Origin of the sequence: Nostoc sp. DedVER02 (assembly GCF_034530675.2) — a bacterium.
Lineage (GTDB): Bacteria > Cyanobacteriota > Cyanobacteriia > Cyanobacteriales > Nostocaceae > Nostoc.
In genome coordinates, this window is record NZ_JAVRCP020000016.1 from 22,968 (window position 1) to 46,746 (window position 23,779).

Below are 23,779 nucleotides of genomic sequence, written 5' to 3' on the forward strand. Positions count from 1 at the left end.
TTTAAGCTCTTGGGAGGAGGATTCTCTTTCAGTGGAATATGCCTCACTGTTCTTCCTCCATAATCTCTCTAAGAAGGGATAGAGCAAGCTCATTTTGTTCTTTAACCTCTTCTGGAGTTAAGGAAGGTTTTTGAAATCTTTCTTGTTGATGCCAAGCAGTTACAAACTTTTGGTAAAGAGGATCTCTAAATGTTCTTGTAAACCCTAACCCCTCTAATTTCTGGAGAGCCTCATCCAATTCTTTCCTTTCTTCACTACTTAGCCTTCCTTGCTGTTGCTTAGCAGTTAATCTATGCTTATCATCTAAAGTCTTTTGTGTTTCTTCATCTAAAGTCGTAGGGAGACCAAACAACTCGCTAGTTAAGATACCAGCTACACCTAAACCCTTGGGATCGGTTTCGGGTTCAAATACAACTGTTCTTCCTGTATCCTTATCTTTTGTAAAAATTCTTACTTGCTCTTTTGTCATGCTCCCAATAACTAAAGGGTCGTGAGTATTCAAAATAATTTGCGTCGTTTCATGTTTTTGAACTACCTCCTTTAATAACTTTAAGTACTGCCATTTCCATAGAGGATTGAGATGAGTATCTGGCTCATCTAATAAAATCAAAGATTCTTCATCTTTCGTAAATTTTAATAAGCCCAAAACTGTAAGCAATTGCTGCTCACCCTCACTCAATTCCTTGAAAGTTAATTCACCCTGAACATTACGCTTTTTTACTTTTACCTTTATTTCTTGAATTAGATTAGAAATATAGGTACTTTCTAGCGCTTTAAAGAATTCAGTATTACTAGTGTAGAACTTAGCGATTTCCTTAAGCTTATTTTTATCGCTGATATAGAGACAAAGCCTTGGTTGATCTACTCCTTTACTTCTAAAATCTGGGTAATCCTTTCCAATGTAATATATAGGGGCTATCGAATAATTCCAGACTTTATCTAAAAAATCCTTAACTAGACCAGTTGCACCCCAAAATCTTGGGTCATCATTACCCTTCCATCCAGGATCTTTCAAAATGAATAAAATACTTTCGATATCTTCAATGCCAAGATAATCCTTTAAAAATCGGCTGGATTCATCGTCCTCAAAAGAGAAAAAGGCTAAAAGAACAAAATAACTATGAATTAGACGAACGTAGAAGAGCTTACGCAAGTCTTCAATTTCTACTGCATCAATATTAGATTTAATAATTTTATCGTAGAACCTCTTTTGGTGATCATTGAAATGCTCCTCCAACCTATTACTAAGACCTGAATAGTATGTGAATACATACTTGGGTAAATAGTCATTTCTTCGCTCGTAAAAATCCTTAATTGTAATTTTTGTGTCATCTATGTAAAAAGTACGTTTAGTATCAAACTCTACTTTAACTTTGTATCCACGACAAAAATATTCAATTGTGTATGAGAAATTAGGTGTACTCTCAATATCTAAATATTTAAATATCAAAACTAATGCTTCAATCAAGTTGGATTTCCCTGTAGCATTCTGACCAATAAGTACTGTTTCCATAAAATCTTCTGCCAAATCAATCTCAAAGTTGATCAGGTTCTTGAAATTTTCTATGTAGACTTTATCAATTCTCATTTATTAGTCTTAGATAAGATTTTCTTTCTTCTCTCAATTCTTTTGCCTCTTCAACAGCACCATTATTTATCTGCTCTTTGAGTTCTGCATAAAACTCTTCTATATTTTCATGATATTTGGAGCGCTGCCAAACATCTTGTGCTGTTGCTAGACCATGCAGTTCTTGTAATACTTCAGTAATGGACAAATCTTTTTTCATGGCAGTTTTTTTTCTGGTTTTAGGTAAATAAACTTGGTTTTCTTCTCGGTGCCTTCTATTCTCTTTAATCTTCTCAAGTAACACTGCTGCATTTTCATCTCTAGAATCTTGTGGTACTAGCTGCCCATAAAAAGCATTTTTAAGAATGCTATTACGTAAGAGTTTTGATTGTTGAAGAGTTTCGTTTATGATTGTTTCAAGTTGATTATAAATAGAAAAATTTAATTCAATAAATGGGGTGATATACTGTTGTTCTTCAAGGGGTGCTAGAGGTACTGGAAGAACAGAAAACTTACTAGCACTTAAATGATTTATTCCGACTCCAGAAGCAATTTTTGAAAAAATTTTATTGAAATAGAAATGTTTAAAGACATTTAACATATACTCACTTGATAAATAAATAGGTTGGAAGCGAATAACGGTATTTTGGAAACAGCAATTTGGAATCTGATCACGCCATAAAGCTGGTTTTCCAGCTTGATCAGGACTTCCAGAAGCTTCTGAAAGTAAAATATCACCATACTTTAGTTGATATCGTTCAAGCTCATGTGGCTTAAATTCCATATCCATTACATCAGTTAAATCAAAACCGTCCTTCGTTATGTTTGCAGCTCTGATATATTTTGTAGGATAATCTCTGGAACGATTTTGAGGAGAACGCTGCCGTCCTAACTGCACTTCACCTAAAGCATCTACCCTAGTCCAACACCAACCTTCTGGTAACTGAGGTAGTTGTAACAGTTCTTCTTCAGTTAAAGGTGTGATTTCAAAAGGCGCTCTAGGCTGATTGGGCTTTTTACCCTGTTTGCCATTATCTTCCCAAGTTTTAACAGCCTCTTCCCACTCATTTAGCTGCTGTTGATAGAGGTTTTCACGCTCCTGCTGGATACGCTCTAGTAGTCGATCAGCCGTTTCTAATTGGTCAACATGAGCCTCGCGCCACTGCTTAGTAAGTTTGCCTTCAAAAGCATATTTCAACACCGACTGACGATATACCTTGAGTTGCTCCTGAGCAGTTTTTAGGTATTCAACACCTTTATCAAGCTCAGAAAAAAGTTCCTCAATTTTTGCAACAATACGGTTTTGTTCCTCAATAGGAGGAAGAGGTAGTGGTATATCCTCAACAGTCTGCGACGATAGGTGTTTGACAGTTACAGAAGAAGTTTCCGCATTAATTGCATCTAAATAGGGTTGAAGACATAAAAAGAGAAATTTATCAGAATATAGAGCCGAAAAACATCTAACCCTACAAATACGTTGATTTAGAAGACCTTGTTCTCCTTTCCAAATAGCAGCATTAAAATCTCCATCCATTCCTATAAGAATATCACCCTTATTAATTAGATACTCTTCATCGTATTCTCCTATGTAATAGCTCTCAGTACTTTTGTTATTGATATCCCGAATCCTAATAAGAGGAATTCCTTTATTTTTAGAAAAGAGATTAGATTTGAAAGCAAAACCGTTCTGAACCTCAGCGACTTCCTTCAAATAAACTCTTTCCCAATGAGGTGCTTTCACCAACAGAGGATATTCGTTTTTTTCTACTATTTCTATTGGTTTTAACGAAAGAGCCATTATACAATGAATATTTTTTGACAGTTAAATAATGTAGCTATTTTTCTCGGGAATTACCTATCTGAGGTTTCTAAAACTTTAGAGATCATTATTTTTAACTGAGGAACATCCTCCTGAACTGCTTTCCAGATAAATTTTATATCTGTATTGAAATAATCATGAATCAGTTTATCTCGCATTCCGGTAATATCTCGTCAGAGAATATCAGGATATTGGCTTCTCACTGAATCCGGTAGCCGCTCCTCTACCGCTCAAAGCTTCTGAGATTCTCTCGCAAGCGTTGATGAATGCGATCGCACCAAAAAGGAATCACAGTCTGCCCCTGACAAAGAGCTTCTAGCGCTACTTGCTTGTCAAACTCTGCCAATTGCAAAGGTTTTTCAGGCGATCGCGTGGTTAATAACATTAGCCGCTTCATCTTTTCTTTGGGAAGAGACTCATTAAATAACCAAGGTTCCTGTTCGCGCAGTGTTTCCAAAGCTGCATGGCAAACCTCAAAATTTAACCCAATTGACAGCAACTGCTCCATTACTGTCAACACCAACAGGTCAGCTTTGGAGTAGTAAACATTACGACCTTTGCCAGTACTGTTAACCGTAGGTACTATAACTCCCTTCTCCCGCCAATACTGCAACTGGCGGCGAGAGCAATGAGTAATTTCTGCTGCTTCTGTGCTTGTGTAGAACTTTCCTTCCATAAGAATCATCCTATAGAAGCATTTCTTAAAACACACTGTTTTTTTGTATAACATAATGTGTTTTTATGATATTTTATTTTTATGAGCCAAATTACTATTCAATGTCGCCTAATTGCCAGTGAATCTACCCGCCAAAAACTCTGGAAGTTAATGGCAGAATTAAACACACCCCTGATTAATGAACTACTTCAGCAGCTTAGTAAACACCAAGATTTTGAGAAATGGCGAAAAAATGGCAAACTGCCGTCAACTTTTGTTAGTCAACTTTGCCAACCCCTGAAAACTGACCCTAGCTTTACAGGTCAGCCCAGCCGCTTGTATCTATCAGCAATTCATGTTGTAGATTACATATACAAATCTTTGTTAGTGATTCAGAAACGTCTACAGCAACAGCTAGATGGCAAAACACGTTGGCTAGAAATGCTCAACAGCGATACTGAATTAGTAGAAATGAGCGATTCTAGCTTAGAGGTAATTCGTACCAAAGCTGCTGAAATTTTGGCAATGGCTACGCCAGAATCTGAATCTAATGCTCCTTTAACTAAAAGAAGAAAGACTAAAAAATCCAAAAACTCATCCGCTTCCAATCCCGATCGAAGCTTATCTCATAAATTATTTGAGACTTACCAAGAAACCGACGATATACTCAGTCGTAGCGCCATCAGCTATTTGCTGAAAAATGGCTGCAAACTCAATGAAAAAGAAGAAGATCCAGAAAAATTTGCTAAACGCCGTCGTAAGCTAGAAATCCAAATTCAAAGGCTAACCGAAAAGCTAACAAGTCGAATTCCCAAAGGTCGAGATTTAACTAATGGTAGATGGTTGGAGACACTGCTCACTGCTACAACCACTGTTCCAGAAGACAATGCTGAAGCCAAACGCTGGCAGGATATTCTTTTAAGCCGATCTAGTTCTGTTCCTTTTCCTCTAGTTTATGAAACGAACGAAGACCTAGTTTGGTCAACAAACGAAAAAGGTAGGTTATGTGTTCACTTCAATGGCTTAAGCGATTTAACTTTTGAGGTGTACTGCGATAGTCGTCAACTGCACTGGTTTAAACGCTTTTTAGAAGATCAACAAACTAAACGCCAAAGCAAAAATCAGCACTCTAGTGGTTTGTTTACCCTCAGAAATGGTCGTGTAGCTTGGCAAGAAGGTGAAGGTAAAGGCGAACCTTGGAATCTTAATCACTTGACTCTCTATTGCTGTGTTGACAATCGCCTCTGGACTGCTGAAGGAACAGAACAGGTTCGCCAGGAAAAAACTGATGAAATTACCAAATTCATCACCAACATGAAGGCTAAAAGTGACCTCAGTGAAACACAGCAAGCTTTTATTAAACGTAAAGAATCAACTTTAAGTCGAATTAATAATTCCTTTGAGCGCCCTAGTAAACTCCTTTACCAAGGTCAATCACACATTTTGGTCGGAGTCAGCCTGGGATTAGAAAAACCTGCAACGATCGCCGTAGTAGATGCGATCGCAAACAAAGTCTTAGCTTACCGTAGCATCAGGCAATTACTAGGTGAAAATTACGAACTCCTAAATCGCCAGAGACGACAACAGCGATCGTTATCCCACGATCGCCACAAGGCACAGAAAAGCTTCTCTCCTAATCAATTTGGGGCATCTGAGTTAGGGCAGTATATAGACAGACTATTGGCTAAAGAAATTATTACGATCGCTCAAACTTACAAAGCTGGCAGTATCGTTTTGCCTGAGTTAGGGGATATGCGAGAGATTATCCAAAGTGAAATTCAAGCTATAGCCGAAGCAAAATGTCCTGGCTCCGTAGAAGTTCAGCAAAAATATGCCAAACAGTATCGAGTTAACGTCCATTCCTGGAGCTACGGCAGATTAATTCAAAGCATTCAAAGCAAAGCTGCTCAGGCAGAAATAATGATTGAAGGGGGAAAACAACCTATTCGCGGCAGTCCCAATGAAAAAGCAAAAGAATTAGCCTTTTCTGCTTACCATCTCCGCCTAGCTAGGCGAAGTTGACAAATATCTGAACCTTGACAATAAAATAATAAATAGCGCCGCAGTTAATGCTGCTTGCAGCCTCTGAACTGTGTTAAATGAGGGTTAGTTTGACTGTAGCAATACAGTCTTGCTTTCTGACCCTAGTAGCTGCTCACCCTGATGCTGCTGTCTTCGGACAGGATAGGTGCGCTCCCAGCAATAAGGGCGCGGATGTACTGCTGTAGTGGCTACTGAATCACCCCCGATCAAGGGGGAACCCTCCCCAATTCTTTATTTGACGCACCAAAGAGAGGTTAAAATTCCGCTCTTGGTTCGCGCAAATCCTGAAAACCTAATCCTACAAGGAATTTAGTCATAAATTTCTTTTGTAGACAATTCAAAAATTACATCCTGGGAGGCTATTTGATGAGCTTCAGGCAAGCCATATCTGAAAAACCTTCTGTACAAGGGTTTGAGATGATAGCCGTTGCAACCGTCCTCCCAGCAATGGGAGGGTTGAAAGTAACTTATAAGCAAATGGCAGGTCAATTAAAACTGGTTGCAACCGTCCTCCCAGCAATGGGAGGGTTGAAAGGATTTGTGGTGATCGCGCACCACAAAAATAAAAAACGTTGCAACCGTCCTCCCAGCAATGGGAGGGTTGAAAGGCAGTAGTTGAAAGTTAGTTAATTATGAAAGTATTCAGTTGCAACCGTCCTCCCAGCAATGGGAGGGTTGAAAGGCAAACCCATGCAAATTTTCACCCAAGGTAATGGGTTGTAACCGTCCTCCCAGCAATGGGAGGGTTGAAAGAAGTGAAATCGAATGTACTCTCACCCAATTCTCTAGCGTTGCAACCGTCCTCCCAGCAATGGGAGGGTTGAAAGATGATATTTGTTGATGTTTATTTTAAACTCCATGAGTTGCAACCGTCCTCCCAGCAATGAGAGGCTTGAAAGAACCTGTTTCAATATTAAATTTAGGGAGTTTCACTTGTTGCAACCCTCCTTCTACAGCGATGGTGGGTGAAAATTAACCTGAGATGAAACTGCCTTATCTGGCTGATGTTGTAATTGATTACCAAGAATGAGAGGGTTGAAAGCAAATCCCACCATCGGCTTTTAGCTAAGGTCATTAAGCTGAAGTTATCCATACAAGTTATCAAGTTGGGATGGAAAAATATTTTTGCCAAAGAAGCAAAGCAATCCCATGCCCTTGCGACTGCTTCGTTTCGCTTCCCTTCTCCTGGCGGAGACGCTACGCGAACAGGGCGCTTTGCGAACGCTACACTCGCAATGACAATATATAATTTCAACTTGTATGACTACTTAAAAAAGCTTTTTGAATTCAAAAGCGTAATAATGGGGGTTAAATCTATCTAAGCTTCAATATAAATTGTTGCTTTTCCGAAAGATGACAATAACTTGTCACCAGTAAAGATGGAAGCGAATTATTAGGTGTGATGACAATAATTTGTCACAGCGACATTAATCTGTCACCGACGACAAATAATTAGTCACTGTACAACATTGATTTATGTCAAACTTTATTATTAAGGAATACCTTTATCAAAGCCGATGATGGGATTTGAACCCACGGCCTGCTGATTACGAATCAGCTGCTCTACCACTGAGCCACATCGGCCTACACAATCTACAAGTATAACATAATTTCATTATGGTGGATCAAAATCGCAAAAATCGCCTCAACTCTGAACAATATGCCAGCCTGAAAGCAGAAATAGCTGCTCCTTATCGCGGTTTAAGACAATTTATCTACATTGCTTTTGGTGCTTCTGGCTCCATTGGTGCATTCGTGTTTTTTTTCCAAGTCCTTGCCGGACGCGATGTTGAGAGCGCTTTGCCTAGTTTGGCTCTCCAAGTAGGAATAGTTGCCCTAATGGTTTTCCTCTGGCGCTGGGAACAGCGTCGGCAACGAAGCACCCAATCGGGCAAAAGTTCTAATTCTTGAAGGGAGAAATTTTAGCTGTTGACTTTTTTACTGCTTTATTTCTATATATTGATAAATGTTTTTATGAAGATTAAAATATAGACAGGGAAAAAATAAAAAAATTATTAGGAAATCTCAAAAAGCAAAAATTTCTGAGAAACTAGAAATCGTTGCAACGGGGTCAGTCAATATAAAGACCCTGACTATAAACGTAATCACATTCAAATGGGGTCAGCTATATTTAAAGACCCCAAATTTTATGTTTAAAAAACTCACATAAATTGGAAGCGCCGGACTAACAAATTATTAGTCTGGCGCTTTCAATTTGCTAACTAAGTATTTACTGAACTGTTACCAAATAAGATGAAGGAATTGCTTGGGCACGTCCAGCATTGACGAGTGCCTGGTAAACAAATGCAGCAACTTCGGCTCTAGTCGCTTCACGATTAGGATTGAGTTGTTTTGCTGTGGGATAGTTGATTACTAATTGGCGTGCAGTTGCCGCAGCAACAGGAGCGATCGCATAATTAGGAATCTGAGCAGCATCAGTGTAAAAAGAAAGGACATTCTGATTACTCGCAGTTAAGCCCAAACCATTAGCTAAAGCCACTAATGCCTGTACTCTAGGAATTTGCTGTTGTGGTTTAAAAGTACCATCGGGATAACCAGAAACAAATTGACTCTGGTAAGCAGATTGAATTGCAGCGTAAGCCCAAAAATTGGTTGCTACATCTTTAAATTTAGTTCCTGCGCGTTTAACAGGTGGTGTTAAGGCTTTAGTAACAATAGTGGCAAACTGAGCGCGGGTTACAGGTTCATTGGGTTTAAAGCTGCCATCAGGAAAGCCAGCAATAATATTTTGAGAAGCTAAAGCTTCGATGTAGGTTTTTGCCCAGTAATTTGCTGGCACATCTTTAAATGCAACAGGCCCTCCAGGTGGTACATCAACAGATGCAGCAACGAAATTTACTGAGCCGAAAATCTTTTTCTGATCGATATCGTTGCCAATAGCGACAATTTGACCAGTTTTGGTGGCATTGTTCACATCATAACGAGTGTTATTGCGAATCAGATTGCCACCAGGATTTTCGTTGCTACCAAGGTCGGGTAAAGCATTAACAGTCGCTACTACTCCATCCCGTTTATTGTTCTGAATGACATTCTTACGCAATACGGGCTTGGCAGACTCTGAGATAAAAAGACCATCTTGGTTTTGAACGATTTGGTTTTCCACAACTAGGGGTGTGGAAGTGCCACCGATCGCTAAACCAAAACCAGTATCTTGAAATAAGTTATTCCGAATTTCTCCTTGGGCAGCTCTAGCAATTGAAATCCCATTGCCTTTGTTTTGCACAAAGAGATTACTTTCAACTGTGGGATTGCCTGTACCCGTGACAAAAACACCTTCTCTGACACTGTTAGTAAAAGTATTGTTCTTGATAATCGGATTAGTTGACTCCACCCACACCCCCGTACCCCGGCTATTTGGGTTCGTGACGGTGACACCGGTAATTGTGGTGTTTTGTTCGGCAAGGATGGTAATATCCTGTCTGGCAAAGGTACGACTAGTGTAGAAACCCCCACCTGTAATTAATATTCCCTGACCTTTAGTAGCTTCATCACCTTGCAGTGTTACCCCTGGTTTAAGCAACAATGGAAAAGTTTCGCCGCTTTCTTGGTTATAGTTTCCAGGTGCTAATTGAATAACTGCACCTGTTTGGGCTTGGCTGAGAGCGAAACTGATGCTTTTGTAGGGTGCAGCTGAGGTTGTACCACGACCAGCACTATCTGCACCAGTGGCGGGATTAACGTAAATCGCTGCGGCGGTTGTCGGAACTTGCGCTGTCAGAGTTGGAGCGATACCTTCTTGATGAGTTGCGCCAGCATTAACCGCACCCGGTAGTAATATCGAACCACAGTAAACAGCAAGCATTGCCGTTAGTCCGGCTCCCACGTGTAAAGTATATCTGAGATGACTGCTAGAAAGAAGGCGAAAATTTTTCGCAAGAGTAATGTGAAAACCCCGATATTTCATTTTTTCCGTCTGTGATGTGCTGAATTATGGTCAAACAAAGTTGAAGGTAGCAAGCAGCCTTGTAGCTGCTGTAAAACCCATGCCAAACTATACTGGATGATTAGTGCTGATTCAGCTAAATTCCTTAGATAGATTACAGAACTTATACATTAGTTATATTCTTTTATTCAGAAAATTCTCCTAGTACACTTTAGCCGAAGTTTGCCTCCTTTTAACAATGGGATTTTACCCCAAGTCTTGTTAATTGGGATGATAGTTGGCTTTGAAACGAGCCGTACTAGATTTTGCGTGAAGCGATGTCTATCAACAAGTCTCTCGCTGGCTTGTCTAAGCGCTTATTTTGCTTACTGAATGGTTTATCAAAACAGAATTCAGGAGTCAGGAGCGAAGCCAGAGTTAGATGAGATTATTTAGATTATTTATACGCCGTCTCGGAAAGCAGACAGGCTTTGCGATCTGCTTTGGTACTTTCTGCAAGTCAAGACGGGCGGGTATCGCTAATTTAAATGATTGAAAATTATCCTACAAATGAAGTGGAAGTTGATGGCAAACGCTTGGAGAATGTATACCGTCAACTCCGCCGCTTACAAACAAACTTAGAAGATTTACTTAATTTTTAGTAAGCTAAAGTTTCTAAAGTTTCTCTCAAATACCGTTGTACTTGCTGTTCCAAACGAATTCCGTGTAATTGAGCATCACGTTCTAGTTGCCAGCGTTGAAAACCTGAACTAGTGGAGATTGCACATTTGAGGCTATACCAAATTTCAGTGTCAGCAGAAAATTGGCGATCGCTAGAAGCTGGAATTTGAGCCATAGTTCCTCATTCCTTTGTTTTAACTTCAAGGGTAACTGGGGATTGGGGATTGGGGATTGGGGATTGGAATATAGTTATTCTCCTTGTCCCCCTGCCCACTCTGCCTCTCCTGCTTCCCTTACTGCTTATTTCTAGCCTTGTAAAGTAAGTAATATTACTTTCCGGGCTGTTATGAATCTGTATTAATCCTAAACAAGGATTGCAATAATCGGGGGACGATCTGATTAACCCGCACCCCTAAAATGGTAAAATCCTGCTTAATCTTTTCTAAAGATAATGGCTCTATGCCAGCGAATTCTGTGTCATTAGTCACTAAAACTCGCATTACACTCACAGGTATTTGTAAAAATAGATTACTACCCAAAAAAGCTAACCCTGCAAGCACTAGTGCAACGCTGCGCCATTGGGGAAGAAATTTTGCTGAATTAGCTACTGATGGAGCAATTTGGTAGAGATGCCACAGCACCCAAACCGATAATACTGCTGCCACTAATGCCAGGATACGATTTAACTTTGTATTAATTAAACAGAGAATTTTTCGCTGCCTCTCAGTCAGATTTTCTGGCTTTAGGGCTATTCCTAAAAGAGCAAATATATAAAAAGGGCGACGTAACTGCATCCATAGCAGGGGAAGAATACCAATTGCAGCAACTAAAGATAGCTCCATCCAGACTGGCAAAAACGGTTCGCCTACAGACAAAAACAATAAACAGAGAACTAAAAAAACAGGCAAGGTCGCTAATCCAGCGACGTGAATCCACAAAATAGGTTCAGAGCGAAATGAATGCATAATAAAAAGTTATGAGTTAAGAATTAGGAGTTAAGAATTAGCAGTTTTTAACTCCTAACTCCTAATTTATGACTCCTAACTTCTAACCATTTTACCCTTAACACTATCTCGTTAAGGTGAGAGTGCGGCGCTTCGTAACCATCTGATAGGATTCGATGATGTCACCTTCAACCCAATCATTGAATTTATCTATGCCGACACCGCATTCATAACCAGCGTTGACTTCACGAGCATCTTCTTTCATCCGTTTTAGGGAGTCAAGAACGCCTTCATAAATCACCTTACCGCCACGTCGCACCCTGACTTTGCAGTTGCGAACTAGCTTGCCAGATTGAACGTAGCAACCAGCAACAGCACCGCGACCGACTGGGAAGACGGCACGAACTTCGGTTTGACCCAAGGGTTCTTCTACCAACTCTGGTTCCAAAAGACCTTCCAAGGCATCTTGGATATCTTCTAGGAGTTTGTAGATGACGTTGTATTCTCGGACATCGACACCTGCTTCATCGGCCGCTTGTCTAGCGCCACTGGCAAAGGTGGTGTTGAAGCCAATAATTACAGCGTTACTGGCAGCTGCTAAGTCGATATCTGTCTCGGTGATTTCCCCAGCAGTAGCCAAGAGCATCCGAATTTGGACTTCGTTTTGTGGAATTTGCTTGAGCGCTCCCACAATGGCTTCTACAGAACCTTGTACGTCTCCCTTCAAGATCAAGTTGAGTTCTTTCAACTCGCCTTCTTGGGCTTGAGCCGATAGGGTTGTGAGGGTAACACGACCTTGTAATAGGCGGGATAGGCGTTGTTTGTCTGCGCGATCGCTAGCGAGGGCTCTGGCTTCTTTTTCGTTCTGGAAGACCTCGAACTCGTCGCCTGCTGCTGGCACATCACTTAAACCTAATACCTCGACAGCAAACGAAGGAGAAGCAATATCTACTCTCTTGCCTCTGTCATCTACCATTGCCCGGACTTTACCGAAGGCCGAGCCAGCTACTAAGATATCTCCCACGTGCAGGGTACCATTCTGAATTAGTAAGGTAGCAACTGCTCCCTTGGCTTTATCCAGATGCGCTTCAATTACGGTTCCTTTCGCGGTACGATCTGGGTTGGCAGATAGTTCTGCAACCTCTGCTACTAAGAGAATCATCTCTAAGAGCGTATCCAGGTTTTCACCTCGGATTGCGCTCACGGGAACCATAATTGTCTCACCACCCCAATCTTCTGCGGTCAGACCATACTGAGTGAGTTCTTGTTTAACCCGCTCTGGCTGTGCCCCTTCTTTGTCAATTTTGTTGATTGCAACAACAATTGGCACTCCCGCAGCTTGGGCGTGGCTAACGGCTTCAATGGTTTGAGGACGGACACCATCATCAGCAGCTACTACTAACACCGCGATGTCTGTTACCCTAGCGCCTCTAGCCCGCATTGCTGTAAAGGCTTCGTGACCAGGAGTATCTAGGAAGACTATCTGCTGGGGTTTGCCCTCATGTTCGACATCCACATGATATGCACCGATGTGCTGAGTGATCCCACCAGCTTCGCCGGCAGCCACCTTTGTTTTACGAATTGAGTCGAGCAGGGTTGTTTTACCGTGGTCTACGTGACCCATAATTGTCACGACTGGCGGACGGCGGTGGAGATATTCTAGGTCTTCTACGCCGACCATTTCCGTAATTTTCCGAGCTTCTGCTTCTCGCTCTACGGTTTCGACTTCTATTTCTAGTTCTTTTCCTACCAGGGTAATTGTGGGAATATCCAGATTTTGAGTGATACTCACCGCCATCCCTTTGAGGAACAGGATTTTCACAATCTCTGTATCGGGAACGGCTAAAACGTCAGCCAGTTCTTGCACAGTCAACGGGCCTGTGATTGTTACCTTTTCGGGGCGATCGCGCTTTGGATCGGCTTCTTGTTGGCGACGATTATTGTGATTGTCACGCCCAGAACCAGATTTAGAACCAGGCTTTCTACTTCCTCTAGCGGTTGGGGCGCTAGCAAGGGTTGCACCTGGCATCTGTACAGGTTTAGTCGCTTTTGGTTTGGGGGGACGGGCAATGGAAAGGCTGACTTGGACGGTAGCTGGTGAGTCGATATCGTCGTCATCCAGCAAATCTTCTTCAAATTCATCGTCCAGTATCGGCTTTATCCGCTTGCCTTTAACGCCAGCTTTCGCCTTCTCTTTAACTTCGTCGATTATTTCCTCTTCTACCCACTTCTTGCCGCCTTTGGTCGGGCGAGGTGGACTTGGGCGTTTCAAATCAAGGAGATCGGGTGTGACTGGTTCATCACCTAGTCCTTGAGATTTGCCCGCTATTCCTGACATCTGTCTGGGTGGAGTAGCGATCGGCATTGCGGCTGCTACAGACTCACCAGGACGCGCCGGTCTGGGTCTTTGCCCGTCTCCTAGTTGTGATGGTGCTGATGGTCTATTGCCCCTCTGCTCTGGTCTGGTGGGTGCAGGAGTGGGTCGAGTCTGTCTTTGTGGTGCAGATGGTGGAGACTGATCGGTTGGCAGTTTTGCAACTCTCGGCTTGACTTGTTCGCGATCGCCTTCAACAGGTTTTACCCGTTGGTCGCGTTTGAGAATTGGTTTATCTGCTTGAGACACCTGCTCATCTAGCACCTCGGCAGCTTCAGCCGCCGGTCTTGACGGAGGAGCAACTAATTGTGGTTTTTGAGGTTTTTCCGATTTCGGTCTGGGTGGAACTACTTTTTCCGGTTTTTGGGATGCTATTTTTTCCGGTGCCTGATTTTGATTAGGCGTTTGTTCCGAGTTAGTGACAGGAGGTTGCTCTTGAGTCTCAGATTGAGTCCGGGGTACAGGTCGAGTTGGTGCCGCCGGCTTCATGGGTGAGACTGGTGTAGCAAAAGGCCGTGGAGGTGAGGGAGGATTAGCTTCAGACAAGGCAGCTTGGGTATTGTTGGCAACTGACGCCTCTGGGGCGTTGGAGGTAGTATTTCTCAATATTGTGGGTTTGCGTATTTCCAAAATTTGCTGTTTGTGGGGTGCAGCAGGTCGGTTACGTCCGCCGTTGGGTGGTGAATTTGGCTTATGGCTGGTTGTACCTAGTTCCTTTTTGGCTGACACATTCGTAGTTGCAAGCTTTTCTGCTGCCGCCCGGATGTTTTCTGCCTCGGATTCTGAAATCGTGCTGCTATGACTTTTGACCGATATGTTGAGCTGCTCGCAAATTGCTAATAGCCCTTTGTTATCCAAATTCAATTCCTTTGATAATTCATAGATTCTAACTTTGCCGTTGGTCATCCACTCTTCCCCTTTAATTTACAGTTTTAGCGGATGGTTGCCTGGTTTGCGACATCTCCATCCTTGGATTACTGTTTTTAGACTGCCGTTCAGTTTTTGCCGGTGCCTCCAATCAGGAAAGAGAGATGTTTCGGTTTAATAATGGCATCCCCACTAGTAATGATGGTTGAAGGACACCCATAAAAATTTTTTAAATAAAAGATTTTTATAGGAACCCCTGATGCCGAACTGCGCCTGAGCGCTACCAGGTTGCCATTTTGTAGTTTCTTGTTTTGTTGATTCTGAATCTTCCACAACACAATTGATTACATCTTGTTCTGGGAATCTTGCCTCGCCTCTCTTAATTATTGGAGAGCCGAATGCTTTTTACACCCATTTACTATTTTGGCACTAAGCTTAACTATCAACAGAGGGTGTGATGAAAGCACGACTCCGGCTTTTTCACAATTTCTCTAGCGATGATGTCACAAAGTTGTTCCAATTAAATTTGGTTTTGGGTATTGCTGCTGGCTAGACGTTGCGACAAGCTTTGGTACAGTGTTTCTGGCACTGATGCATGTAGCGATCGCCCTAGTCGATTTTTTTTTTGAGCCGTTTGTAAGCAACTCGTTTGAGGACAAATATAGGCAGAACGCCCCATGCCCCAATCTAATTGTACCTTTCCCGATGGAAAGACGCGGACAATCCGCCAAAACTCATCTTTGGAGCCTACTCTCCGGCAACTAATACAGCGCCGATAATTTGGTTTCATCAGTTCTCTGAGATGTCAGTCCAGCATTCTGGGTGTAAAAATAAGTTTTGTATTACTATTTTTTACTTATACCAAGCTGTCTTTGAGAAAATACTCCTTGAGACTCGGACTACAATCAACATTATCAAAACTTTACAAGATTGAACAATCACTCGTCATCGTTACTGTCAAAAGTATCCTCCTCTTCTAGTTCGTCCTGATTTTCATCTTCTAATTCTTCCTCAAAATCAAGATCGTCTTCCTCTGCCTGATATTTTGCTCTTACAGCCGTAAATTTCTCATCTTCTCCGGCATAGTCGTATTTAGCTTTATCTTTGATGTCTATTTTCCAACCAGTTAGGCGGGCTGCCAAACGGACGTTTTGCCCTTCTTTCCCAATAGCTAAACTAAGTTGGTCTTCAGCTACGAGTACGTGAGTTTGCCGGGATTCTGGATCCATTAGACGCACTTCATCCACTCGTGCTGGACTTAAGGCATTTGCGATGTACGTTGCTGGATCTGGTGACCAGCGAATTACATCTATTTTTTCACCGCGTAATTCGTTGACTACCACTTGAATTCGCGATCCCCTGGCTCCGATACAAGCACCAACGGGGTCTACATCGCGGTCGAGGGTATCTACTGCTATTTTAGTCCGGGGGCCGACATAACGGGAGGGGGGGTTTGCCTCCCTCGCTACGGCAACAATCCGTACCACTTCATCTTCGATTTCTGGGACTTCGTTGGCAAATAGATAAACTACCAAACCAGCATCAGCACGAGATACAAGTAACTGTGGGCCTCGTTGCTGACCTTGAGAGACTTTTTTAAGATAGACCTTGAAGGTGGCATTTGCCCGATAATTATCGTTGGGCAACTGTTCCCGTTTCGGTAATTCCGCTTCTACTTCTGGCTGACCAAAACCACTGCTAACTGCTAGAACTACTGATTGCCGCTCAAAGCGTAGGACTCTTGCTTGTAAAACAGTTCCTTCTAAATCCTGGAACTCTTCTTGCACCATCTGGCGCTGTTGATCCCGTAATTTTTGCGCCAATACCTGCTTGGTTTGCATTGCCGCCATCCGACCAAATTCTCCTTGATCGGGGGTCACATCCAGCACCACAGAGTCCCCTAACTGGGCTTCAGGAGCTACTTGTTGAACTTCGTTTAGGGATATCTGATGGTCTGTATTATTGACTTCTTCAACAATGGTTTTGGTGGAAAGAACGCGAAATCCTTCTCCGTCAATATCCAGTTCTACTTCAAAATTCTCAAAATAATCTTCGTCAAACTGTTTGCGTTCTAAATTTTGGGCGCGACGATAACGTTCGTAGCCTTTGAGTAATGCTTCTCTAATAGCTGATTGAACTGCAAGACGGGGTAAATTCCGCTCACGACTTATACTTTCAATTAATTCTTTTAATCCAGGTAAAGTAACCATTGACATAAGCAATCTCCTTTAAAAATTAGGGGCTGGGGACTGGGGACTGGGGAATGGGGTATGGGGTATGGGGACTGAAAACTAGGCATTAGAGACAGGGATTAGAGAATAGTTTTTCACTAATCCCTAACCTCTAGCTCTTAGTCCATAACCTCTAGCCTCTAGCCAAGCTGCTCTAGTCTGTAACTCCTAAGCCCTAGTCCTTTGTTCATCGGCGCTCGTCTAGCTGCACCTTTGTAATTAGGGAGCGGGGAATTTCGACTACACGACCTTTTTGGTTTAAGTAAAGTGTTGTTTCATCCCGGCGAACCAACTGACCAATCCACTCTTGTTGTCCTTCGTAGGGGGGCGTTGTGGAGATAATGACAGGAAATCCTTTAAAGGAAATAAACTCCCTGTCTGTTACCAGTTGCCGCGAAATACCAGGGCTAGACACTTCCAAGACGTAGGCATCTGGAACGATTTGGGCAGCATCTAAGGAGGCTTCTAAAGCACGACTCATCCTTTCACAATCATTCAATCCGGTGTCTTGCTGAGGATTGCGAATGTCTACCCGCAACACTGGTGGACTTTGGTGAGTGTGAAAAACCACGCCAACCACTTCCAATCCCAGTTCTTCTGCTACTGGTGTCGCCAAATCAATAATTTGTGGAACTAAAGGATGAGCCATGTGAAAATTCAATAAAAAAAGTGGGCATTGACCCACTTCCTGCGATAGGTATATCTTCCAAGAAGTCTTGTGACGAACCAATGATGGTTCGCCCTCATTCGAGTTTAGCGCATTTAATGGATAGTCGAGTATGGGGCATTGGGCATTGGGAATTGGAAATTGGGAATTAGGAATTGGGAATTGGGAATTAATTATTTCTCCCCCTGCTCCCCTGCTCCCTGCCCCCTGCCCCCTGCCCCCTGCTCCCTAGCTTCTCTACCCTTCCCGTATTTCTGGGAGAGTGGTGCTTTTCTTAACCACTACTGGAACTGATGCTTGCGTGCGTAGCTGCCTGGTTTGCTCGATAATTTGATCTATGTCTTCTTGAGACAAACGCTGGACGTAGTTGATTTTTATTTCCTCTAAAAAGTCAAAAAGTAAACTCTGAATTTCGGAAAGTACGTGTTTTTCCTTGATTTCAGATCCCAAGGCTTCGCTAAATCTTTGCACGAGTTGACTAGTGAGTTTTGCGCCAACCGGGTCTTCAACAGCGCTAACTAAAGTTTTGTAAAGATTAGTTGTGATTTGCGTCGCAAGTTGTTCACTTAACTGGGTTTGGGCATGTCCCACACCAGGGAGATTCTGGAGGTTGCGGTAGACGGGGACTTGGTGAAAGACGGTTTCGATGTTGTGGCGTAGAAGGGCAACGATCGCAGGTTGAATTTCCGGTAACACTTGGTAAACAATTGTTTTTACCAAAAGACTGGCGATCGCTTCTACTTCATTTACATTATTAATATCTATGTAGGGACGTAAATTTTCTTGTTGTAAGAGCCAGTGCGTAAACTCACCTCGCTGAATTGAACCTTGAACCTGGTTAATTACCCTCACCACCACTACTTCTGTAAGTTCTTCAGCAAAATTGGCGACAATTCCCTGATGAATTTGCTTTCGCACTGGATGAAGATTCAATAAATGCGCTTGATCGAGGCGGACTAATACGGGTAAGATTCGCAACCACCGCCAAAATGGTAGTAGTAAAAATAGGTCGTACCAACGCCATAATAGTGCTTCAAGCCAGCTTAAACCAGGATGTCGGCGTTTGATGAAGAATGTACGCCCTAGCAATTCTACACCAAATAAAATCACAAAGAATAAGTCAATTTTCCAGAAATTATCAACAAATTCGCCATTCTCACCGATTTGGCGATAGTAGTTCGTGGCAATCAAAGGGCGGATGCTCTCGTTAAAAAATTTAATTTCTTGATCCCAGCCCTTTTGTGATAAGTAAGGCTGACTCCAAAAAGTGGCAAAGGATTGTTTTGCAGATTCGTTACCGATGTGCGATCGCATCCGCTTTTTGATTTTTTCCAGAGTCCCACTCTTATTGACTCCTGCAAACGGGTTACTGTCAATCATCTCGCTACTAAGACGACTTATTTGTATTAGCCTGCTATCTACTTGGGAAGACTCTAACCCTGTTTTGCTGACTTGTTCTTCTAATGCGTCTATTGTTTCTAAATAATTTTTTGTATCTCGGTGGGGTTCAATACCTTTTATCGGGTCATAAATCTGAATAACTTGGGGAAGTTTTCGTAAGTAAAAATCTCGCCAAGGTACGTAACTTAAATCAAACAGAACTAAAGCTAAATTTACTGTGGCAGTAATTGCCATAATTCTTTCAAACCAAAGATTACGCCGCTTAGAAGATTTTATTTTTTTCATTTTTGGTCACATACTATACATATTTGGAATATAAGCTCTTTCATCTATTAAGTTTTGTCTCTTTCCAAGCAAGTACAACAATTTGCTATTGAGTAGACCTCAGTATAGATGTATATATATGCATCTGTGTCAACTTAACGTCAAAAAAGCGCTTACAACAAAGGACTTTAACCCTTGTTAATTTCCTCTTAATCCAGTCCACAGGGTTTGGTTTGTATAGGCGCGAATGACCTTCGCCAAGGCTTAAGTTGACACAGATATATATATGTGAATCTACGCAGTAATTTAGTGTTCAAAGAATATATTCGATTCAAATGATAACCTCTGGATCTCTACTAACACAAAATAATTACTAAGATGGATGACATAAGTCATTTTTTGTGTATCTCACTAACTTTGGCAAAATTAAATCAAAAATTATTCAAAAATCATTAAAAAACTGTGAAAAAAGTTATTAAACAAACTTAAAATGCAGCTGTTAACATTTATAATCCTGCTGATTTAATCCAAAGGAGTTTTAAATATGTGGTGTGGGTTTGGAAAATCAAGCGCGACTTTTGCTGTTACTTGCCTGATAAGTGCTAGTGTAGTAATTGCAGACACAGGTTTCGCAGCCTCTCAACGTAGCTACACGCCTCAGCAATTTCGTGCTGTATTGCGAGGGTTAGGCTATAACGTCAAAGTAACAAATGGTGCTTTGACGGATGATGAAACTAAAAAGGCAATCCGTGAATTTCAGACAGGTTATAAGCTAAAACCAGTTGACGGGGTAGCAGGGCCAAAAACCCAAGAATTTGCTGCGAATATCGTTAAAATTTTGCAAACAAATTTGAATGCGGTAGTTAAGCCTAATCCCCCCCTGCCGCGCGATCATTTTTATGGCCCACAGATGGAAGCCGCAGTAAAGGAGTATCAGAAGAAATATCAGTTGCAAGAAACTGGAATTGCTAATTTAGCACTCCGCCAAAAGCTGAATGAAGAAGCAAAGACAGTCTTCACTCAGCCAACGGCTACACCAACACCGACACCGACGACTAAACCAACGGCTAAACCAACGGCTAAACCAACGGCTAAACCAACGGCTAAACCAACGGCTACACCAACAGCTAAACCAACAGCTACACCAACAGCTAAACCAACAGCTACACCGACAGCTACGCCAACAGCTACACCGATAGCTACGCCAACAGCTACACCAACAGCTACACCGACAGCTACACCCTAGTCACCACGAAAAACTCCTATCTCATCAAAGCCTGTCAAGTCATCTGATTGGGTTCTTCTAAGGGTCTGCCCTTGGGTATGGGTAGAATTGGACGAGGGTCATTGTAAGGCATAGGAATGTACTGCACGCTAGGTCGGCCTCCTTGTGGCTGTGGATACAAATCCATGAGATCGTAAATAGAATGGGGCAGCCCGACTGTTATGGGCAGCCCCATTTCTGTTGCTTCTTCAATAGTTATGGGATAATCGTGGGTGACGCGCCCGGTTGTCAAGGCTTCGATAATCGATTCGATATTTTCTGGCAGAACTTTTTGTTTAGGTATACTATCTTTAAGAAGAGTTCGGACAAACCTCTGTACTTGCCCAATTGCTTTGCGTGAGAGGTCAGCCATAATGAGAGTTTGGTCATCAATCTCACTAATGGGTTTATCTTCAACTACTTTCAGAATACTCGCTGCGGGGTAATTACCCAACTGGGGATCAACTGGGCCCAAGACAGCGTTAGCATCCATAATAATTTCATCAGAGGCGAGGGCAAGCATTGTACCGCCGCTCATTGCATAATGGGGTACAAAGACTGTGACTTTTGCTTGATGGCGAATTAATGCTCTAGCGATTTGTTCTGTAGCTAAAACCAAACCACCAGGAGTATGCAAAATTAAATCAATTGGTACATCTGGCGGTGTGAGGCGAATTGCTCGCAATATTTGTTCTGAGTCTTCGATAGTAATGTAGCGAGATAAGGGAATTCCTAGTAAGCTAATAGACTCTTGACGGTGAATGAGTAAAATCACTCGACTTTTGCGTTCTTGCTGGAATTGTTGTAAAGCACGCAAACGCCGATATTCTGTTTGACGTTTTTGCCAAAGGGGTTGTAAAGAAGTCAGAAGGAGAAAAATCCAGAATAAATCACCAATACCAAAGCCCATAAATATTAATTCTTGTCCAAAAATAACGTTTGTCGTCATTATTGTGACAAGCTTTGAGCGATCGCAGTTCTACCTGTAGGTTTAAAACCATAGAACCACGCTCAACAAAAATATTACGAACTATGAATTACGAATTACGTTAGTGTAGCCCATTACGAATTATTTCTTATCCCCGCCGCCAAATTTTTATAGTATCGTCATCACCTCCGCTAACTAGAGTTTGGCCATCTGGACTGAAGGCGACGCATCGAACATAGCTGGAATGTCCGATAAGTGTGCTGATTTCTCTACCACTGTGTAAATGCCACAATTTGATAGTGTTATCCCAACTGCCACTAGCAAGAAATTGCCTATCCTGGCTAAAAGCAACTGACCAAACCGAATCAGAATGACCTGTGAGAGTGCGAATTTCTCTGCCTGTGTTTACATGCCACAATTTAATTGTGTTGTCACCACTACCACTGGCGATAATTTCCCCATCCTGACTGAAGGCGATACAGTTGACGAAGAAGGAATGGCCCAATAATGTGTTGATGTTTCGGCCTGTGTATACTTGCCACAGTTTGATAGTGTAGTCATTACTACCACTAGCTACTAGTTGTCTATCCTGACTGTTAGTTACAGGTGTTTTCGGAGAGTAAGCTACTGACGAAACTGAGTCAGAATGACCTGTGAGACTTTGGATTTCTATACCAGTGTGTACCTGCCACAGTTTAATTTTCCAGTCAGCACTGGCACTAGCGAGAAACTTGCCATCTGGACTAAAGGCAACAGAATTTACCCAGTTTGTATGACCGATGAGAGTGCGAATTTCTTTCCCTGTGTTTACATCCCATAATTTGATCGTATTATCCCAGCTACCGCTAGCCAAGATTCCCCAGTTGGAATCTGTGTTTCCTGTTGATTTGCCTGACTCTCCTTGATAAGAAAGCTTTGCTGAAATGGGGCTAAAAGCGATGGAATGAACCATACTAGAATGGCCAGAAGACCAACGACCCATTTGACGTACTAGCTTGCCAGTACCCAGTTGCCAAAGTTTAATAGTATGGTCATTACTGCCACTAGCAATAAATTGTCCGTCTGGGCTAATGGCGATCGCATGAACCATACTAGAATGACCTTTGAGGGTCTGTACGCACTGCCAGTTCTGTTGATCTAATACAACAGGTGGAGATAATTTTACTTTAGGCGTTATTACTAAGGTAGACTTTCCTAGTGTTACATTACTCCCAGTATCAGTGCCTAATAAATCTAACCACTCCTGCACAGACTGGGGACGATAAGTAGACTCCAAATCCATGCCGCACATAATAGCTTGATTTACTCTATTGCTGATATTGGGATTAAAATACTGTGGTGGTTCTAAATTAATATTGTGTCGTCTATCATCTGCGCTCGTCGGAATCACTGCGGTAAGCAAATTATACAGGGTAGCGGCTAAAGCATAGATATCAATGTATTCTCCTCGTGGCGCTTCCGATTCATACTGTTCAGGTGGGGCAAAACCAGGAGTACGATACACTGTATGTCTTTGGATTACATTGGGAATAAATTCTCTAGCGATGCCAAAGTCTATTAGCACTGCTTCTGGTTTATTGATGCGGATCATAATGTTGCGTGGTTTGAGATCCCGATGCAGCAATCCTTTAGAATGGATTAGTGTCAAAGCACCGCCAATTTGTCGAATGTATAGCAGCGCTTCTGCTTCTGATAACACCCCAACCCTTCTTAGGTACTGTCCTAAGTCTTCCCCTTCGATGTACTCCATCACCATGCAAGGCAAATTTCCATCATCGAAGATGGTTTCTATTTCTACTATATGGGGATGGTGACACACAGCCAGCCTAACTGCTTCATCACGGAAGTCTTGCCGTAACTTGTTTCGGTGGAGTATCCAAGCGGGGTGGTTCAGGATTTCTTCTTTGAGGGTTTTAATCACTCGCTGTTGATTCCGTTGATTTCTGGCAAGATAAGTAATGCCAATCCCGCCTTCACCTAGTTGGCTTTCGATAATGTAGCGTCCCCCGAATAAAGACTTTCCTGCATTCCACACCATTAGTAATATTTGACAATTGCTGGTATTTATTTTGGCACGGTATTAAGACAGCCAATACGAATTTTTGGGAATTCCATTTGAATTGCTGCTGTAGCTTTTTGGAACTGAGTTACTTAGAGAACATTTTCATTAACCTCGATAATTACTAATAGT

Annotated in this window: 18 protein-coding genes and 1 tRNA gene; 4 read left to right on the forward strand and 15 right to left on the reverse strand. The window is 42.1% G+C overall.

The genetic code is table 11. The features are described 5' to 3' along the window. Positions 1-43: 43 nt before the first annotated feature. The 4 genes from RMZ41_RS17345 to RMZ41_RS17360 are packed head-to-tail and all read right to left on the reverse strand — an operon-like array spanning position 44 to position 4,062. A complete protein-coding gene (locus tag RMZ41_RS17345; protein WP_322643723.1) occupies positions 44-1,588 on the reverse strand; it encodes an AAA family ATPase in 1,545 nt (514 codons plus the stop codon). Then, entirely contained in the window at positions 1,578-3,365 is a 1,788-nt protein-coding gene (locus RMZ41_RS17350; RefSeq protein WP_322643724.1) for a restriction endonuclease subunit S, read from the reverse strand. Before RMZ41_RS17350 ends, RMZ41_RS17345 begins: the two co-directional genes overlap by 11 nt. A 53-nt stretch (positions 3,366-3,418) precedes the next feature. Then, positions 3,419-3,553 (reverse strand): DUF86 domain-containing protein, encoded by a 135-nt coding sequence (locus RMZ41_RS17355; RefSeq protein WP_409875541.1) that lies wholly within the window; start codon positions 3,551-3,553, stop codon positions 3,419-3,421. Positions 3,554-3,609: 56 nt separating this feature from the next. Beyond that, positions 3,610-4,062: a MerR family transcriptional regulator gene (locus RMZ41_RS17360; protein WP_322643725.1), complete on the reverse strand. Its 453-nt coding sequence runs from the start codon at positions 4,060-4,062 to the stop codon at positions 3,610-3,612. Positions 4,063-4,143: 81 nt separating this feature from the next. Between RMZ41_RS17360 and cas12k the strand changes: the two genes are divergently transcribed. Continuing rightward, positions 4,144-6,063, forward strand: coding sequence for a type V CRISPR-associated protein Cas12k (cas12k, locus tag RMZ41_RS17365; protein WP_322643726.1), 1,920 nt, complete (start codon positions 4,144-4,146; stop codon positions 6,061-6,063). A gap of 387 nt (positions 6,064-6,450) precedes the next feature. Further along, a complete protein-coding gene (locus tag RMZ41_RS17370; protein WP_409875504.1) occupies positions 6,451-6,699 on the forward strand; it encodes a hypothetical protein in 249 nt (82 codons plus the stop codon). Positions 6,700-7,596: 897 nt separating this feature from the next. On the opposite strand, the gene RMZ41_RS17375 is transcribed toward RMZ41_RS17370, so the two are convergent. Continuing rightward, a tRNA-Thr gene (locus RMZ41_RS17375) sits at positions 7,597-7,668 on the reverse strand. A 33-nt stretch (positions 7,669-7,701) separates the two neighbouring features. Here RMZ41_RS17375 and RMZ41_RS17380 point away from each other — a divergent pair. Continuing rightward, complete coding sequence (locus tag RMZ41_RS17380) at positions 7,702-7,995, forward strand: DUF3493 domain-containing protein (protein WP_322643727.1); 294 nt, start codon at positions 7,702-7,704, stop codon at positions 7,993-7,995. A gap of 319 nt (positions 7,996-8,314) precedes the next feature. Here the strand turns inward: RMZ41_RS17380 and RMZ41_RS17385 are convergent, their stop codons facing one another. The 8 genes from RMZ41_RS17385 to RMZ41_RS17420 all read right to left on the reverse strand — a co-directional run bounded on the left by RMZ41_RS17385 (position 8,315) and on the right by RMZ41_RS17420 (position 19,417). Further along, positions 8,315-10,009 carry a DUF1565 domain-containing protein gene (locus RMZ41_RS17385; RefSeq protein ID WP_322643728.1) on the reverse strand — a complete coding sequence of 565 codons (1,695 nt, stop codon included), beginning with the start codon at positions 10,007-10,009 and terminating at the stop codon, positions 8,315-8,317. Between the two features lie 616 nt (positions 10,010-10,625). Next, positions 10,626-10,823: a hypothetical protein gene (locus RMZ41_RS17390; protein ID WP_012412012.1), complete on the reverse strand. Its 198-nt coding sequence runs from the start codon at positions 10,821-10,823 to the stop codon at positions 10,626-10,628. A 169-nt stretch (positions 10,824-10,992) separates the two neighbouring features. Continuing rightward, on the reverse strand, positions 10,993-11,613 hold the full coding sequence (locus tag RMZ41_RS17395; RefSeq protein ID WP_322643729.1) for a low-complexity tail membrane protein: 621 nt from the start codon (positions 11,611-11,613) through the stop codon (positions 10,993-10,995). Between the two features lie 103 nt (positions 11,614-11,716). Further along, on the reverse strand, positions 11,717-14,872 hold the full coding sequence (gene infB / locus RMZ41_RS17400) for a translation initiation factor IF-2 (protein WP_322643730.1): 3,156 nt from the start codon (positions 14,870-14,872) through the stop codon (positions 11,717-11,719). Between the two features lie 481 nt (positions 14,873-15,353). Next, positions 15,354-15,623, reverse strand: coding sequence for a YlxR family protein (locus tag RMZ41_RS17405; RefSeq protein ID WP_322643731.1), 270 nt, complete (start codon positions 15,621-15,623; stop codon positions 15,354-15,356). Positions 15,624-15,771: 148 nt separating this feature from the next. Beyond that, positions 15,772-17,049, reverse strand: coding sequence for a transcription termination factor NusA (gene nusA, locus RMZ41_RS17410; RefSeq protein WP_322643732.1), 1,278 nt, complete (start codon positions 17,047-17,049; stop codon positions 15,772-15,774). A gap of 202 nt (positions 17,050-17,251) precedes the next feature. Further along, complete coding sequence (gene rimP, locus RMZ41_RS17415; RefSeq protein WP_322643733.1) at positions 17,252-17,713, reverse strand: ribosome maturation factor RimP; 462 nt, start codon at positions 17,711-17,713, stop codon at positions 17,252-17,254. 255 nt (positions 17,714-17,968) lie between these two features. Then, positions 17,969-19,417 (reverse strand): hypothetical protein, encoded by a 1,449-nt coding sequence (locus RMZ41_RS17420; protein WP_322643734.1) that lies wholly within the window; start codon positions 19,415-19,417, stop codon positions 17,969-17,971. A gap of 523 nt (positions 19,418-19,940) precedes the next feature. Here RMZ41_RS17420 and RMZ41_RS17425 point away from each other — a divergent pair. After that, positions 19,941-20,642: a peptidoglycan-binding protein gene (locus RMZ41_RS17425; RefSeq protein ID WP_322734349.1), complete on the forward strand. Its 702-nt coding sequence runs from the start codon at positions 19,941-19,943 to the stop codon at positions 20,640-20,642. Positions 20,643-20,676: 34 nt separating this feature from the next. Here RMZ41_RS17425 and RMZ41_RS17430 read toward each other — a convergent pair whose 3' ends face one another. Both RMZ41_RS17430 and RMZ41_RS17435 read right to left on the reverse strand, forming a co-directional pair. After that, a complete protein-coding gene (locus RMZ41_RS17430; RefSeq protein ID WP_322643836.1) occupies positions 20,677-21,570 on the reverse strand; it encodes an SDH family Clp fold serine proteinase in 894 nt (297 codons plus the stop codon). 166 nt (positions 21,571-21,736) lie between these two features. Next, positions 21,737-23,626 (reverse strand): serine/threonine-protein kinase, encoded by a 1,890-nt coding sequence (locus tag RMZ41_RS17435; RefSeq protein ID WP_322643736.1) that lies wholly within the window; start codon positions 23,624-23,626, stop codon positions 21,737-21,739. Positions 23,627-23,779 lie beyond the last annotated feature (153 nt).